The organism is Paenibacillus sp. Aloe-11 (assembly GCF_000245715.1).
Taxonomy (GTDB): Bacteria; Bacillota; Bacilli; order Paenibacillales; family Paenibacillaceae; genus Paenibacillus; species Paenibacillus kribbensis.
The window spans coordinates 481158-495551 of the sequence record NZ_JH601050.1; the positions used below are offsets into that span (position 1 = coordinate 481158).

15 protein-coding genes and 1 pseudogene are annotated in these 14394 nt (G+C 46.7%); 14 read left to right on the top strand and 2 right to left on the bottom strand.

Going from position 1 to position 14394, the window contains the following annotated elements:
* The 6 genes from WG8_RS27365 to pyk form a co-directional block, all read left to right on the top strand.
* The coding region (locus tag WG8_RS27365; RefSeq protein WP_007429678.1) for a hypothetical protein at nt 1-263 on the top strand (263 nt) is incomplete at its 5' end.
* 159 nt (nt 264-422) lie between these two features.
* Nucleotides 423-920 (top strand): phosphatidylglycerophosphatase A family protein, encoded by a 498-nt coding sequence (locus WG8_RS08300; RefSeq protein ID WP_007429679.1) that lies wholly within the window; start codon nt 423-425, stop codon nt 918-920.
* Nucleotides 921-1073: 153 nt separating this feature from the next.
* The gene (locus WG8_RS08305) at nt 1074-1262 is read left to right on the top strand and encodes a hypothetical protein (RefSeq protein ID WP_007429680.1); all 189 of its coding nucleotides are present in this window, start codon (nt 1074-1076) and stop codon (nt 1260-1262) included.
* Between the two features lie 181 nt (nt 1263-1443).
* On the top strand, nt 1444-2337 hold the full coding sequence (gene accD / locus WG8_RS08310; protein ID WP_007429681.1) for an acetyl-CoA carboxylase, carboxyltransferase subunit beta: 894 nt from the start codon (nt 1444-1446) through the stop codon (nt 2335-2337).
* Nucleotides 2338-3321, top strand: coding sequence for an acetyl-CoA carboxylase carboxyltransferase subunit alpha (locus WG8_RS08315; protein ID WP_007429682.1), 984 nt, complete (start codon nt 2338-2340; stop codon nt 3319-3321).
* A 124-nt stretch (nt 3322-3445) separates the two neighbouring features.
* Complete coding sequence (gene pyk / locus WG8_RS08320) at nt 3446-4876, top strand: pyruvate kinase (RefSeq protein WP_007429683.1); 1431 nt, start codon at nt 3446-3448, stop codon at nt 4874-4876.
* A 101-nt stretch (nt 4877-4977) separates the two neighbouring features.
* Here pyk and WG8_RS08325 read toward each other — a convergent pair whose 3' ends face one another.
* Nucleotides 4978-5877, bottom strand: a complete 900-nt coding sequence (locus WG8_RS08325) for a LysR family transcriptional regulator (RefSeq protein WP_007429684.1) — start codon at nt 5875-5877, stop codon at nt 4978-4980.
* 206 nt (nt 5878-6083) lie between these two features.
* On the opposite strand from WG8_RS08325, the gene WG8_RS08330 reads away from it, so the two are divergent.
* The 7 genes from WG8_RS08330 to WG8_RS08360 all read left to right on the top strand — a co-directional run bounded on the left by WG8_RS08330 (nt 6084) and on the right by WG8_RS08360 (nt 12524).
* Nucleotides 6084-7007: a phosphate ABC transporter substrate-binding protein PstS family protein gene (locus tag WG8_RS08330; RefSeq protein WP_007429685.1), complete on the top strand. Its 924-nt coding sequence runs from the start codon at nt 6084-6086 to the stop codon at nt 7005-7007.
* 108 nt (nt 7008-7115) lie between these two features.
* On the top strand, nt 7116-8048 hold the full coding sequence (pstC, locus tag WG8_RS08335) for a phosphate ABC transporter permease subunit PstC (RefSeq protein WP_007429686.1): 933 nt from the start codon (nt 7116-7118) through the stop codon (nt 8046-8048).
* On the top strand, nt 8048-8944 hold the full coding sequence (gene pstA, locus WG8_RS08340; protein ID WP_007429687.1) for a phosphate ABC transporter permease PstA: 897 nt from the start codon (nt 8048-8050) through the stop codon (nt 8942-8944). Before pstC ends, pstA begins: the two co-directional genes overlap by 1 nt.
* Nucleotides 8945-8960: 16 nt before the next feature.
* The gene (gene pstB, locus WG8_RS08345; protein WP_007429688.1) at nt 8961-9803 is read left to right on the top strand and encodes a phosphate ABC transporter ATP-binding protein PstB; all 843 of its coding nucleotides are present in this window, start codon (nt 8961-8963) and stop codon (nt 9801-9803) included.
* A 349-nt stretch (nt 9804-10152) separates the two neighbouring features.
* On the top strand, nt 10153-11439 hold the full coding sequence (gene pelA, locus WG8_RS08350) for a pectate lyase (RefSeq protein WP_007429689.1): 1287 nt from the start codon (nt 10153-10155) through the stop codon (nt 11437-11439).
* Between the two features lie 132 nt (nt 11440-11571).
* A complete protein-coding gene (locus WG8_RS08355; RefSeq protein ID WP_007429690.1) occupies nt 11572-12090 on the top strand; it encodes an acyl-CoA thioesterase in 519 nt (172 codons plus the stop codon).
* Nucleotides 12087-12524, top strand: coding sequence for an FxsA family protein (locus WG8_RS08360; RefSeq protein WP_007429691.1), 438 nt, complete (start codon nt 12087-12089; stop codon nt 12522-12524). Before WG8_RS08355 ends, WG8_RS08360 begins: the two co-directional genes overlap by 4 nt.
* An 8-nt stretch (nt 12525-12532) precedes the next feature.
* On the opposite strand, the gene ytvI is transcribed toward WG8_RS08360, so the two are convergent.
* Nucleotides 12533-13651 carry a sporulation integral membrane protein YtvI gene (gene ytvI / locus WG8_RS08365; protein ID WP_007429692.1) on the bottom strand — a complete coding sequence of 373 codons (1119 nt, stop codon included), beginning with the start codon at nt 13649-13651 and terminating at the stop codon, nt 12533-12535.
* Nucleotides 13652-14054: 403 nt separating this feature from the next.
* On the opposite strand from ytvI, the pseudogene WG8_RS28195 reads away from it, so the two are divergent.
* Nucleotides 14055-14394: pseudogene (locus WG8_RS28195) on the top strand (citrate/2-methylcitrate synthase); the annotation flags it as partial.

Sequence of the window (14394 nt, forward strand, 5' to 3'; positions counted from 1 at the left end):
CCCCGGCTCCGCGCAGCCCGGAGCGGGAGGCCCGTCAGCGGGTGTTTGTCAAAATCACCCGCCAGGCCGAGGAGGATGCCAGCTTGCTGGTCAGCCTCAAGGCGCTGCTGCAGGAGCATCCCGGTGCGTTGCCTACCGTACTGTTTTATGAGAGCAGCCAGCGTTTGCTGGCCTTGAGCGATGCCTACAGCATCAAGCCTTCGCCCCAGCTTTTTGATCGAATGGAGTCCATGCTGGGTGAAGGCACGGTGAAAGTCAAATGATGGACATGCTTTAATGAACAATTTCCTTCCCTCTCGCATACACTTGGAAAACTGGCGGGACAGCAGCTTCAATACTTATCCTGTACACATGAGTCCTGCACACATGATGTCCCGCACGTTGGAAGAACAGAACTGTACGGTGAAGGCGGGAGGGAAATTATGTCCTATGAATATGCTGAGACCCTGTTAAATCGCAGAGGCATTCGTATCGAGTCCATTGCGGACATTGTTTTTCAGCTGCAGCAAAAATATTATCCTCATTTAACTATGGAAGAATGTGTAGACAGTGTCAAAGCGGTATTGCAAAAGCGCGAGGTGCAATATACGTTGCTCACAGGCATTGCGATTGATGAGCTGGCCGAAAAAAGACTTCTCCCTGAGCCGCTGCAAGCCATTATGGAGGCAGACGAACCGTTGTATGGGGTGGACGAGACACTGGCTCTTGGAATTACGAGCGTGTACGGTATGATCGGCTTAACCAGCTTTGGATATTTGGATAAGGAAAAGACGGGAATTATTGAACAGTTGAACCAAAAAGGTAGCGGTATTCACGTATTCTTGGACGATCTCGTCGCTGGTTTAGCCGCTGCCGCTTCTTCGCGTATCGCCCATCGGAGCGTTCTAGCCAAGCATTATCCTGCGTCGCCCGACGCTTGATTCGACTGTATGAGCAGAGCGGATAAACTTCTAGGCCCTCCGAAGGATTCTGAACGAGCAGGAGGGCTTTTGTTGCGGGAAAAAAGTAAGGTATGTTATCATGAGTCTATTATATGGGCTCAAAACTTGAGGCTTAGGGGGTAGAAACAAGGCATGTGGACGGTGATTTATATTGCACCGACGGCCAGACTGGCTGACATGATTAAGCTCAAACTGTCTGAAGAAGGTTTTATGGTGCAGACCCGGGCCATTAGCGCATCCAAGCAACAGTTTGAGATACTTGTGCCTTCGGGCGAAGTCGAAGAAATACAGGAAGTGCTTAATTCGATTTTGCGCCCTTGAGTCCGGAACGGCGGAAGTGATACAGCAGCATGAATGGAACAAAGGATGCACGATCGGCGGTAATGTTTTGCAGACAAGCGTTGACGTGTGTATGAACATAATGCTTAGAGGTGCCGCTACAGACGGCAGAGGACCTTGTATCGGTTACGGCTGACAAATAAACGGCTGGAGAGGTGTAGTTGTGTTTAAAGATTTATTCCAAAAGAAGCGTAAATACGCGACGATCCCTTCGGAACGGGCGCTGAGCGGCGATCAAGCGGACATGCCGGATCGTCCTAAACGGGAGATTCCCGAAGGTCTTATGACCAAATGTGGCAAGTGCGGAAGCATTCAATACAGCAAAGAGCTGGAAAAGAATTTAAAAGTGTGTCCGGTATGCGGATACCATATGCGTCTCAATGCGATGGAGCGTATTCGCATGGTACTCGACGAGGACACGTTTACGGAATATGATGCTGATATGATTTCAGTTGATCCGCTGGACTTTCCGGGATATGCGAGTAAGCTGGAGCAGCAGACGCTGAAATCCGGCTTGCGAGAGGCTGTCGTTACGGGCGACGGCCTTATTCATGGGCTTCCTGTTGTCGTAGCGGTGATGAGCTTTGACTTTTTTACAGGCAGTATGGGCTCGGTCGTAGGGGAGAAAATTACCCGCGCCATTGAGCAGGCGATTGACAAGCGCTTGCCGCTTATTATCTTCTCCACATCCGGTGGGGCACGTATGCAGGAAAGTATTCTGAGTCTGATGCAGATGGCCAAAACAAGTGCTGCTCTCGCTCGTCTGGACGAGCAGGGTTTGCTTTATATTTCCGTTATCACTGATCCGACTACAGGCGGAGTTTCCGCCAGCTTTGCTACGCTTGGAGATATTAATATTGCAGAGCCGGGTGCTGTATTTGGTTTTGCAGGCCGTATCGTAATCGAGCAGACCATCAGGCAGAAGCTGCCGGATGATTTCCAAACTTCCGAGTTTAATTTGCAGCACGGACAATTAGATATGGTTGTACACCGCAAGGAATTGCGCGATACCCTTGGGCAACTGCTTGATTTACACAGTGTGAAAGGGGTGGAATAGATGGCTGGCGAATTGCCTTATGAAAAGCCCCTGGTCGAGATGCGACAGAAGATCGAAGAACTCAAGCAATTCGGACAGGATAAGCAAATTGATTTTACGGATGAAATTAACCGCCTGGAAGAACGTTATCTCCAGATGGAAGAAGAAATATATACGAACATTACAGCACCGCAAAAGATGCATTTGGCCCGTCATCATCAAAGGCCGACGTCTCTTGATTTGATCGAGCAAGTATTTACGGACTTTATTGAATTGCATGGTGACCGCTTGTTTGGAGACGATCTGGCAGTCGTAGGCGGAATTGCCAAGCTGAACGGTATTCCGGTGACCGTTATTGGTCAGCAGCGCGGCAAGGATACCAAGGATAACATTGCGCGTTTTTTTGGTAGTGCGCACCCGGAAGGATTCCGGAAAGGGCTGCGCTTGATGCAGCAGGCTGAAAAATTTAAACGCCCTATCATTACATTTATTGATACGAAGGGCGCTTATCCGGGTAATACAGCAGAGGAGAGAGGTCAATCGGAAGCAATCGCCCGCAATTTGCGAGAGATGGCAAAGCTTTCGGTGCCTGTTATTTGTGTGGTCATCGGCGAGGGTGGAAGCGGCGGTGCGCTTGCGTTTGCGGTCGGCAACCGGGTGCTGATGCTGGAGCATGCCATCTATTCGGCCATCTCTCCAAACGGGGCAGCCTCGATTTTATGGAAGGATGCTTCCAAGGCAGATCAGGCAGCTGAAGCTATGAAGATTACGGCAAATGATCTTCTGCGCCTGGAGGTTATCGAGGACATTGTGCCAGAACCGAGAGGGGGCGCGCATCGCAACTACGAAATGACTGCTGCTGCAATCAAGGAGCTGTTGGAACGTCATTTGGCCGAACTGATGAATATGAGCTGCGATGAATTAAGGGAAGATCGGTATCAAAAATTCCGGAAAATAGGTCAATATACCTTTTTGAAGCCTTCGGAAACTGAGCCTATGTTGTAATACACTGGAAACGAGTAACAATAAAATATGACGAACTTCCTATACAAATAGGAAAAAGTGTAGTAGATTTAATTGTTGGAAAAAGATATAAAGTAACACCTTTGAAAACGGAGGAAAAACCCAAATGCGCAAAACTAAGATTGTATGTACTATCGGTCCTTCCAGTGAGTCGTTGGAAAATGTGAAGAAACTGATTTTGGCTGGTATGAACGTAGCCCGCCTGAATTTCTCTCACGGTGATTTCGAGGAGCATGGCAACCGGATTAAGAATATCCGTCAAGCTTGCAAGGAGCTTAACAAAAACGTTGCTATTTTGCTCGATACGAAGGGGCCGGAAATCCGGACAGGAAAGCTCGAGGTTGAACCTATTGAGCTTGTTCAGGACGAGTTCATTACGCTGACAACGGAAGAAGTTCTTGGTACGAAAGACCGTATCTCCATTACGTACAAGGACCTTCCCTCGGACGTGGAGCCCGGCTCCACCATTCTGATCGACGACGGTCTGATCGGACTCACCGTTATTGAAGTATCAGGCACTGAAATCAAATGCCGCATTGTCAATGGCGGAACGATCAAAAGCAAGAAGGGCGTTAACGTTCCAGGCGTAGCCATTTCCTTGCCTGGTATTACAGAGAAGGATGCTAACGACATCATTTTCGGTATTGAGCAGGACATTGATTTCATCGCGGCTTCTTTTGTTCGTAAAGCAAGTGATGTACTGGAAATCCGTGAATTGCTGGCAAAGCACAACGCTGGTCATATTCAAATCATTTCCAAAATCGAAAATCAGCAAGGTGTTGACAACCTGGACGAAATTTTGGAAGCCTCCGACGGCCTGATGGTTGCCCGTGGTGACCTTGGTGTGGAAATCCCTGCTGAAGAAGTACCTTTGGCGCAAAAACTGATGATTAACAAATGTAATGTAGCCGGCAAGCCTGTTATTACGGCAACACAAATGCTGGATTCCATGCAGCGTAACCCGCGTCCGACTCGTGCGGAAGCAAGTGACGTAGCCAATGCTATTTTTGACGGAACAGACGCAATTATGCTGTCCGGCGAAACAGCTGCGGGTAAATATCCGGTAGAATCCGTATTGACGATGTCCCGTATTGCAGAAAAAGCAGAGTCTTCTCTGAACTACCGTGATTTGTTCAAGAAACAAAGAACGGCGCAAGAAATCAGTATTACGGAGGCAATCAGCCAATCTGTTTCCATTTCTGCGCTTGACCTGCATGCCAAAGCGATCCTGACGTCCACGCAAAGCGGAACAACAGCGCGTATGATTTCCAAATATCGCCCGGAAGCTCCGATTGTCGCTGTGACAACACAGGAAAGAACGGTTCGTCGTCTGGCTCTGATCTGGGGTGTACATGCAGTACAAGGAAGACCGATTGTTGACACAACAGACAGTCTGTTTGACAATGCGTTGGAAGGCGGCCGCAATTCCGGTCTCGTTAAAGAGGGCGATTTGGTTGTGATCACCGCTGGCGTACCGCTTGGCGACTCCGGTTCTACCAACCTGATCAAAATTAGCTGTGTTCCTGCACAAGCATAATTTTATCCTGTTCGGAATAATAAACAGGCTGTATCGTTTGGATACAGCAAGCAAGCAGAGCATTCAGGTCATTGCGACTTGGATGCTCTTTTTGGTGTTCTCTAGTTTCTAATTTTCTGTGCTTCTTGCCGCATGAATTCGAGAAACGCCTGCTGGATCATGCTCTGGTGTGTATCAAGTTGATACACGATGTTTATATGGTAGCAGTCACTTTCTTCATCAGTCTTAATAACCTCAGTATAAGGAAGCCATTCCACCGTAGGAACGCTGCCAATGCTGCTATGAACTCCGCAGGCAGGGAAAAAGGCAAGCGCTTCTCCGCCGCCTACTACTTGCTTAACCGCCTCCCATGAGTTGGTCTCCATAGAGGGCTGAATCAGAGAGGAATACGAATCGATAGCAGATACCCCGCTGTATCTCACCCACGCATGCTTGTCCAATATATCAGATCTGTCAACATCGACTGATTTTGAAGTATGCATTTTTTTGTTCCTAATAATTCCAATTCGATCCGAAGCCACCACTTCTGCCACCGTATGCTCCGGTAGAGGGCTCTTATCGTCCAGAAAAACAAAATCAAGCTCTCCCTGCAGCAGCAGCAGTCTGATCGTATCTGGAGCTTGAATGTCCAGTTGAATTCGGCACTCTGGATATAGTTGCGCAAACTTAGCAAGGATAGAGGGCAGGAGGTATGTGCCTGATATCGACTCTGCGCCCAGACGTAATTGAGACTGCGATTCCTCTGTAAGTTCATCTACAGCTTGTCTTGCTTCCTGCTCCAGGGAGATGATCTGCTTTGCGTAAGGCAGCATTCTTTTTCCGGCTTCGGTTAGCATAATTCTGCCTTGTTGAAGAGAGAACAGAGAAACACCCATTTCCTTTTCAAGGCTTTTCATATGAAAGCTGACGGTAGGCTGCTTGACTTGCAAAGCCTCAGCCACATCCGTCGCCTTATGGAATTTATCGATCAGCATCAAAATACGTAGTTTTAAAATATTCATGAATCGAACAGATCTCCTTAAATGTCTTAATGTGTGAAGTTTACACTATAGATTAATTATATACCCTAAAACAATTATTCTATCAATATTTTATATTTGTTTTACAAAACCACGCCGTTCATCTAACATTCCAGGCCTACAATGTAAAAGTGTTGATGGTCATAAATAAAAAAACCGTCACTTAACTAAGGGGAGGACAATAAAAAATGTTGAAAAAATGGCCGTTCATTCTGATGACTCTCACCATGGTATTTGCACTCGCAGCTTGCGGATCAGGCAACAATGCTGCACCACAAGGAGACGCTGCTAAAGGAACAGAAGATAAAGCAGCTGCTGAACTGACAGGTAACATTCTGGCTGTTGGCTCCACAGCACTTCAACCATTGGTAGAGCAAGCAGGACAAAAATTTATGGCTGTCGATAAATATAAAGGCATTGCAGTTCAAGTACAGGGCGGCGGCAGCGGTACTGGCTTGACTCAGGTTTCCGGCGGACAGGCGGATATCGGTAACTCTGACGTGTTTGCAAAAGAAAAACTGGAGAGCGGTGCAGATGAGTTGGTCGATCACCAGGTAGCTGTTGTAGCGATGTCAGCAGTAGCAAACCCTAAGGTTGGCGTGACAGACTTGAAGAAAGATCAATTGGTACAAATTTTCACAGGTAAAATCACGAACTGGAAACAAGTTGGTGGTGCGGATCAAAAAATCGTTATTGTAAACCGTCCAAGCAGCTCCGGTACTCGTGCAACATTTGAAAAATACGCTTTGGGACAAAAAACGGAAGATCTGCCTGGCTCCATTCAGGAAGATTCCTCCGGTACAGTGAAAAAGCTGATTGCTGAAACACCGGGTGCTATTGGTTATCTGGCTCTGTCCTACATCGACAACACAGTAACAGCTTTGAAATTCGATGGTGTTGAAGCCAATGTGGAAAATGTAGAGCAAGGTAAGTATCCGGTATGGGCTTACGAGCACATGTACACCAAAGGTGAGCCAAAGGAACATGTAAAAGCATTCCTGGACTACATCCTGTCTGATGAAATCCAGAAATCTGATGTTGTAGACCTGGGATACATTCCAGTATCAGGTATGCAAGTCAAACGCGATGCTGACGGTAACATTACGAAATAAGGAGATATACACCTCCTGTTCGGACGAACGCAGCGAATGCGAAGTATATTCACGAGGAAGAGGCGGACTAGCGTCCGGCCTCTATTCTTCGGTTAAAGGAGTTACAGTATGGAACCAGTTGAAGGGAAGGCATTCATGGAACAGAATAAACGTTCCCGAGTGATGAAAGAAAGACATTACTGGGAAGAATGGACCGGCCGCATTTATACGTCGGTTTGTGTCGTTTTTTTAGTTGCAGTCATTGTCTCCATCGTATATTTTGTTGCCTCCAAAGGTGTAGCTACATTTGCGATGAATGGAGTCAGTCTAAGTGAGTTTTTCTTTGGCACCAAATGGAGCCCGGACGGTGAACCCGCTTCCTTCGGCGCGCTTCCATTCATTACGGGCTCTTTTGCCGTTACTATATTGGCTGCCTTGATCGCCAGTCCGCTTAGCTTGTGCGCAGCTTTGTTTATGACGGAAATCGTGCCGAAATCGGGTAAACGTATCCTTCAGCCTGCGATTGAACTATTATCCGGTATTCCGTCTGTAGTATATGGCTTTGTCGGCTTGACTGTGATCGTTCCGCTGCTGCGGAATGTGTTCGGGGGACAAGGCATCGGTATTCTGGCAGGCTGTCTTGTGTTGTCTGTGATGATTTTGCCGACCATTACGAGTATTATGGCGGATGCGTTGTCCTCCTTACCAGGAGGTCTGCGTGAATCCTCTTACGCTTTGGGGGCTACCCGCTGGCAGACCATTGCACGCGTCATTATTCCGACGCTGCTGCCCGCGCTTTTGACAGGGATTATTCTCGGTATGGCTCGTGCGTTTGGGGAGGCGTTGGCTGTGCAGATGGTGATCGGAAATGCACCACACATACCAAGCTCTTTGCTGGAATCCGCTTCGACCTTGACCAGCGTTATTACACTTAGCATGGGCAACACAGCCATGGGCTCGGTTCATAACAATGCTCTTTGGAGCATGGCGCTTGTGCTGCTGCTCATGACATTTATCTTTGTGCTGCTGGTAAGGCTGCTCGAAAGGAGAAACCGGGTTTGATGAGAGCTAAAACAACCGATAAGATCGCAACCTTTGTCATCTGTTTCTTTGCCTTGTTCATTGTTGCGCTTTTGGTAGGATTATTGGGATTCATTTTAGCACGTGGAGTAAGTCACATTTCTTTTGACTTTTTAACGAGTGCTCCCCAAACGTTACGTGCAGGTGGAGGCATTGGCCCGCAGCTATTTAACTCTGTATTTTTGCTGATCTTGACTTTGATTATTACCATTCCGATTGGCTGGGGTGCCGGTATTTACATGGCGCATTACGCAAAGCCGGGAAAAATTACGGACTTCATACGACTTGTCGTCGAAGTACTGTCTTCCTTTCCGTCCATCGTCATCGGTTTGTTCGGACTTTTACTTATCGTAAATACGTTTAACTTTGGTTTTTCCCTGTTATCAGGAGCCTTGGCCTTGGCAGTATTCAATCTGCCGCTGATGGTTCGTACAACAGAACAGGCTTTCCGGGCTGTACCCAAGGAGCAAAAGGAAGCCGGGCTTGCGCTCGGATTATCCAAATGGAAAATCATCACCTCTATTTTGCTGCCAGCTGCGTTGCCAAGCTTGATTACGGGGACGATTTTGGCCGCAGGCCGGATTTTCGGAGAAGCTGCCGCATTGCTGTTTACAGCAGGGATGAGTACGCCGCCACTTGACTTTACGGATTGGAATCCATTGCATGCCAGATCGCCTATTAATCCGATGCGACCTGCCGAAACGCTCGCTGTGCATATTTGGAAGGTAAACAGTGAAGGTATTGCTCCTGATTCCAAGGATATCGCCGCAGGCGCTTCCGCGGTACTGGTACTGCTCGTACTTGTCTTCAACCTGAGTGCAAGATGGTTTGGAAGAGTCGTTTACCGCCGCTTGACTGCTGCCAAACGTATGGATTAGAAAGGGGATGGGGAATATGGAACAAGTGATTACGCGAACGGCACAACCCGCAGCACCAGCAACACCCGTTCAATCTACGCGCTCGGAACAACTTGCGGGGCAACCGCCGCATCCATTCAGCACCGAGGATTTGAGTATTTATTATGGCAGCTTTGAAGCTGTAAAAAAAGTAAATCTGGCTTTTCCCGAGCAAACAGTCACCGCCCTGATCGGGCCTTCCGGTTGTGGCAAGTCGACCTTTTTGCGCTCACTTAATCGCATGAACGACGAGATTGCATCTTCCTCTACAACAGGACACATCTGGATGGATGGGCAGGATTTGACCGCACCGGGAACGGACGTAATCAAGCTGCGTCAGCAAATTGGCATGGTGTGGCAGCGTCCCAACCCTTTTTATAAATCTATCTACAATAATATTGCCTTCGGTCCCAAATACCGGGGTGTGCGCAAAAAGAAGCAGCTTGATGAAATCGTGGAAAGCAGCCTGCGCAAGGCAGCGCTGTGGGATGAGGTTAAGGATCGCCTGCATGATTCCGCACTGGCTCTGTCTGGCGGGCAGCAGCAGCGGCTTTGTATTGCACGTGCGCTATCCGTAGAGCCGAAAATTTTGCTGTTGGATGAACCAGCCTCTGCACTGGACCCTGTGTCTACAGGCAAGATTGAAGAACTCATTACCGAATTGAAAAAAGAGCTGCGCATCGTTATTGTGACGCATAATATGCAGCAGGCAGCACGAATTTCCGATTATACTGCTTATTTTTATATCGGAAACCTGGTTGAGCATGGAAAGACAAATGATATTTTTACTAACCCTGAAAATGAGCTGACCCAGGAGTACATTATGGGCCGCTTTGGGTAAGGGCAAGTTGCTATTCGCTTACCATATATATGCAATACGCAAAGCCTTCTACTAATACAGTATTAGTAGGAGGCTTTTTATGATTCAATGCAGATGACACGCCTTCATGAGAGCGTTCGTCTTTAAGTCTATTATTTTCAATTATTTTAATTTATCACTAAAAATTTAATTTATAACTAAAATAAAACATATTGATCAATTGGGTAATTTTTCATATAATACAACTATCTATTTATCATGCATAAATAGTGGTCCAGTATCCCTAACTCTCAAAGTGAAATTCCAGCAAGAATAGATCGGGTTAAACTGAACAGAATTTACCCATCAAAAGAACAAAGGAGAGATTCAAGTGAAGAAGAAAATATGTTCGACCGCAAAAATGCTAGCGCTTTCAGGCGTGGCGATTACAGTAACGTCAGGACTCCTAAGCCCCTCATGGGCTACAGCGCAGGAGATTGCGGCGGGTACAAGTAATTCGGTACGTGAATCGTCCACTGCTCCTTATGAGCTTACAACGGATTCTGCTGTTGTACAGGATGTTTATGGTGACGATGTAAATGCTGGCGATTTGGACCGCGGGCAATTCAGGGGACTATTGGCAGCGAAACCAACTGCAACTGTTAATACAGATAGTCTGCTGAACAAGTATCGTGATTTTAGTAAATTTTCTACGGGGAACACAGCCAAGGATACTACACTTGCCTTGAATATTGTATCGTGGCAAATGCCGCACGGCGGATTCTTCAAAGCGATGGAAAAGAATTATAAATCCAAATGGAATGGCAAGACTGCACGCTCTACCTGGAAGAGCAAGGATGGTGTCGAGCTCGGGACATTTGATAATGAAGCCACGACAACCGAGATTCGCTTTTTGGCGGATGTATACAAAAAAACAAAAAACAAAGACATTAAGAACAGCGTACAAAAAGCAGTTGACTTCGTTTTAACCTCTCAATATTCCTCCGGCGCGTGGCCGCAAGTATACCCTAAACGTGGTAATTATTCTGATGCCGCAACCTTCAACGATGATGCAATGGTTAGAGTTATGGTACTGGCTGATGACATTGTGAACAAGAAGCAGCCGTTTGATAGCGATATTCTTGATAATACGTATCGCTCCAGACTCCAGCAGGCTCTTAATAAAGGCGTACAGTATACGATTAAAGCTCAAATTGTAAACAATGGCACACCAACGATCTGGGGAGCACAGCATGATCCGTTTACTTATGAATCTGTTGGGGCCCGAGCATATGAGCTTCCATCCAAAACAACGACGGAATCGGTAGGCATTACGGCCTTCTTGATGTCCCAGCCGCAAACGGCTGAGGTGAAAAAGGCGGCACAGAGTGCCTTGAAATGGTTGGACACGAATCGGATCGACGGTATCAAATACAATCGTAAAGGTCCGGAGTTTTTCCAAAAGGATGCATCAAGCGTCATATGGTATCGATTCTACAATGTGGAAGATAATAAGCACTTCTTCTCTGACCGAGATGGCAAAAAGTATACAGATATCATGAAAATCAGTGAGGAGAGACGGCTTGGCTATGCTTGGGCAGGAAGCCAGGCAAAAAGTCTGTTGGCTGCGGCTTCGGAAAGCGGATATTACAAATTGTCCAAGCCGCTGCCTAAATAATAAGTGAACATGTAACCATAGTTGAGAGGGCGGACCGTTTGGTCGGCTCTCTTTTTGTTCCCGGGCTGTAAATATGGTTTAATGGAGAGAGGGCAAAATAGAGATAAAGTTGCACAAGTTAGGAGAGCTAGTATGACTCAAGAGGAGAAAAAAACGGAATTACGCTGGTATGGTACACCGCTACGAGTCCGTTATCAGGAAACAGACCAGATGGGGGTCGTGTATCATGCAAATTATTTGAACTGGTTTGAGATTGGGCGTACCGATATGATCCGTCAGGCAGGCTTTAACTATCGGAGCATGGAGGAGCGGGGAGTTTTGCTGCCAGTTCTTGAAATCAATGCGAAATATGGGAGCCCTGCCAGGTATGATGATATGATAATTGTTTATGCAGCCATTACGGACTTCTCCAGGCTGCGTCTAAATTATACCTATGAGGTTCGGCGTGTCACGGCTGATGAGTTTCAAAACAATGTCGGCAAGGTGTGGACACAGGCAGACACGTTGCCTGGAGAGCTGCTCGTTACTGGGACGACACGCCACGCATGGATAAATACCGAATGGAAGCCCGTTCGGCTGGATCAGGCGCTGCCTGAGCTGTATACTGCGTTAAGCTTTGCCTTTACAGGCGGGGAGGGAAAGAAATCATGATGATGCGCAAGCGCCTGTGGCTGTTGCTGCTGCTCATTCCTTTGGCAGAGTTGTACGGGTTCATATGGGTAAGTCACTGGATTGGAGCGGGTAAAACGATTCTGCTCATCATTTTAACGACCCTGATTGGTGCAGCCATGATGCAATTTGAAGGTCGCAAGGTGATTGCCGATGCGAAACATGAAATGAACCGGGGGCAAGTACCCGGCCGTAAAATGCTGGATGGGTTATGTGTTTTTTTCGGCGGAAGTTTACTGCTTATCCCCGGGTTTTTAACCGATATTATTGGTTTTACGCTGGTATTTCCTTTAACACGTGCGCTGTACCGACGCTTTTTATTGAAGTGGCTGGGGGAAATTGACGTAAGTGACTATTATTCCTACTTGCTTAACGCACTCTTCCGGCAAGAATATAGTTGCGCAAGTCCTGAATAACATCTTGCTTAACGCACTCTTCCGGCAAGAATATAGTTGCGCAAGTCCTGAATAACATTCGCGCGATTCAGGGCATCGACGATTATGAGTGATACAGGACCGATAATCAGCCCCAAAACGCCAAACAGCTTGAGCCCGATGAACATGCCGATGAGGGTGGGAAGCGGGTTCAAACCTACGCTGCTGGCTAACACCTTGGGCTCCACAATCTGCCTTCCAACCAACAGAATGATATAGAGGATCGATAATCCTACCCCTAATGCCAAATTACCTGACATATAGGCATACAGTATCCACGGAATCATTACTATGCCTACCCCCAAATAAGGTAGCAAATCCACCAGTCCGATCATCAAACCGATGGTAAAGGCGGATTCCACACGTAATATGAATAGTCCAACAATGACTGTTAATGCTGTAATGGAGATTATAATAAACTGTGCCCGCAAATAGCCGAACAGTGCCTTGCGCAGATCGTGCCATATACCCGATAATGGCTTGCGAATCGTATCTGGAATCGCATTGGAAAGTATCCGGCTATGTTGGTTCCAGTCCTTGCTGATAAAAAAGGCGGCTAATACAACCACCATGAGCACCGCGCCCATATTAGGCAGAGAGGTCAGTAAATTCAAAACGCCATTAAAAAATTGGGCGACCAGCGTAGTGACGGCCGAACTGACCGTTTGTGTTGTTTTGTCAATATTGCTGTTAATCGTATGCTGGTAATCCGGATTATCGCGAATGAAATGGTTGATTTCGTTAATTACATTTTGAATCAGATCACTCTGAGTCCAGTCGATGAACAGGTTTTTAAAATGCTCAATATGTCCGTCAAACGTCATGGTCAGCTTAATAACCTCTCGAACCATTCGAGTTATTGCTGCAGACAGGACAATTGCGATTCCGCCTAAATATACAAACAATGAGACCGTGACAGCCATCCAACGCGGCATGCGGGCCTTTGTACGCAGAAAGCCAACCAGCGGGTTCATGGCATAGGCCACAAGCCAGGCCAGCAGAAAAGGATACACGAGCGGGAACAGCACGTATATGCCTAACAACAGAGCTATTATCACGATTGCGACCCACAGAGCACGAAATATGCGGTTCAGAATCAAACGGCTCAAGCTCACACGGCTCCTTTCTTTTACAATTGGTATTCCACAAAATAAGTGCTCTGTTATACATATGCTGGAAGGGGGCGAGACAAGACCTGTGTAAAAAAGTGCAAATGAATTTTTAAAAAATGTAAGGGATTTCAAAAAATTCTTTATGACAGCGATAAAACATTTAAATGTGTCAGAATAGCCCTGAATGTTCACATAAACGACAAAATCTAGTATAGTAAAAGAAGGTTTAAATATTGACATATGGCGTTAACATTACTTAGCTATTTAAAGGGCATATCTTACTTTTGAAAAGGTTTACATTGCAAGTCCGTTCACAATGTTCTTACAAAGGAGAGATGTAACGATGACAGCGACTAAAGGTCTGGAAGGAATTGTAGCAACTACTTCCTCCATAAGCTCTATCGTAGATGGCGTTCTCACGTACCGGGGTTATAACATTGATGATTTGGCTGTTAACGCCAATTTTGAAGAGGTAGCTTATTTGCTGTGGTTTGGAAAACTTCCCGATCAAGCGCAATTGCAGGAACTTCGCAACCAATTAAGCGAATATGCTGCTATTCCAGAGGAAATTGTTACTCAATTAAAGTTGTGCCCGAAGGATATGAGCACGATGGCCGCCTTGAGGTCAGCCGTATCTTCTCTCGCTTTGTATGATCCAGAGGCGGATGATATGTCGAGAGAGTCCAATGTGACCAAAGCCGTCAAGCTTCAGGCGCAATTGCCCACCATTGTGGCAGCCA

Coding starts and splice junctions, on each gene's coding strand:
- WG8_RS08300 (WP_007429679.1), top strand. CDS start 423: ATGTCCTATGAATATGCTGAGACCCTGTTAAATCGCAGAGGCATTCGT.
- WG8_RS08305 (WP_007429680.1), top strand. CDS start 1,074: ATGTGGACGGTGATTTATATTGCACCGACGGCCAGACTGGCTGACATG.
- WG8_RS08315 (WP_007429682.1), top strand. CDS start 2,338: ATGGCTGGCGAATTGCCTTATGAAAAGCCCCTGGTCGAGATGCGACAG.
- pyk (WP_007429683.1), top strand. CDS start 3,446: ATGCGCAAAACTAAGATTGTATGTACTATCGGTCCTTCCAGTGAGTCG.
- WG8_RS08325 (WP_007429684.1), bottom strand. CDS start 5,877: ATGAATATTTTAAAACTACGTATTTTGATGCTGATCGATAAATTCCAT.
- WG8_RS08330 (WP_007429685.1), top strand. CDS start 6,084: ATGTTGAAAAAATGGCCGTTCATTCTGATGACTCTCACCATGGTATTT.
- pstC (WP_007429686.1), top strand. CDS start 7,116: ATGGAACCAGTTGAAGGGAAGGCATTCATGGAACAGAATAAACGTTCC.
- pstA (WP_007429687.1), top strand. CDS start 8,048: ATGAGAGCTAAAACAACCGATAAGATCGCAACCTTTGTCATCTGTTTC.
- pstB (WP_007429688.1), top strand. CDS start 8,961: ATGGAACAAGTGATTACGCGAACGGCACAACCCGCAGCACCAGCAACA.
- WG8_RS08355 (WP_007429690.1), top strand. CDS start 11,572: ATGACTCAAGAGGAGAAAAAAACGGAATTACGCTGGTATGGTACACCG.
- WG8_RS08360 (WP_007429691.1), top strand. CDS start 12,087: ATGATGATGCGCAAGCGCCTGTGGCTGTTGCTGCTGCTCATTCCTTTG.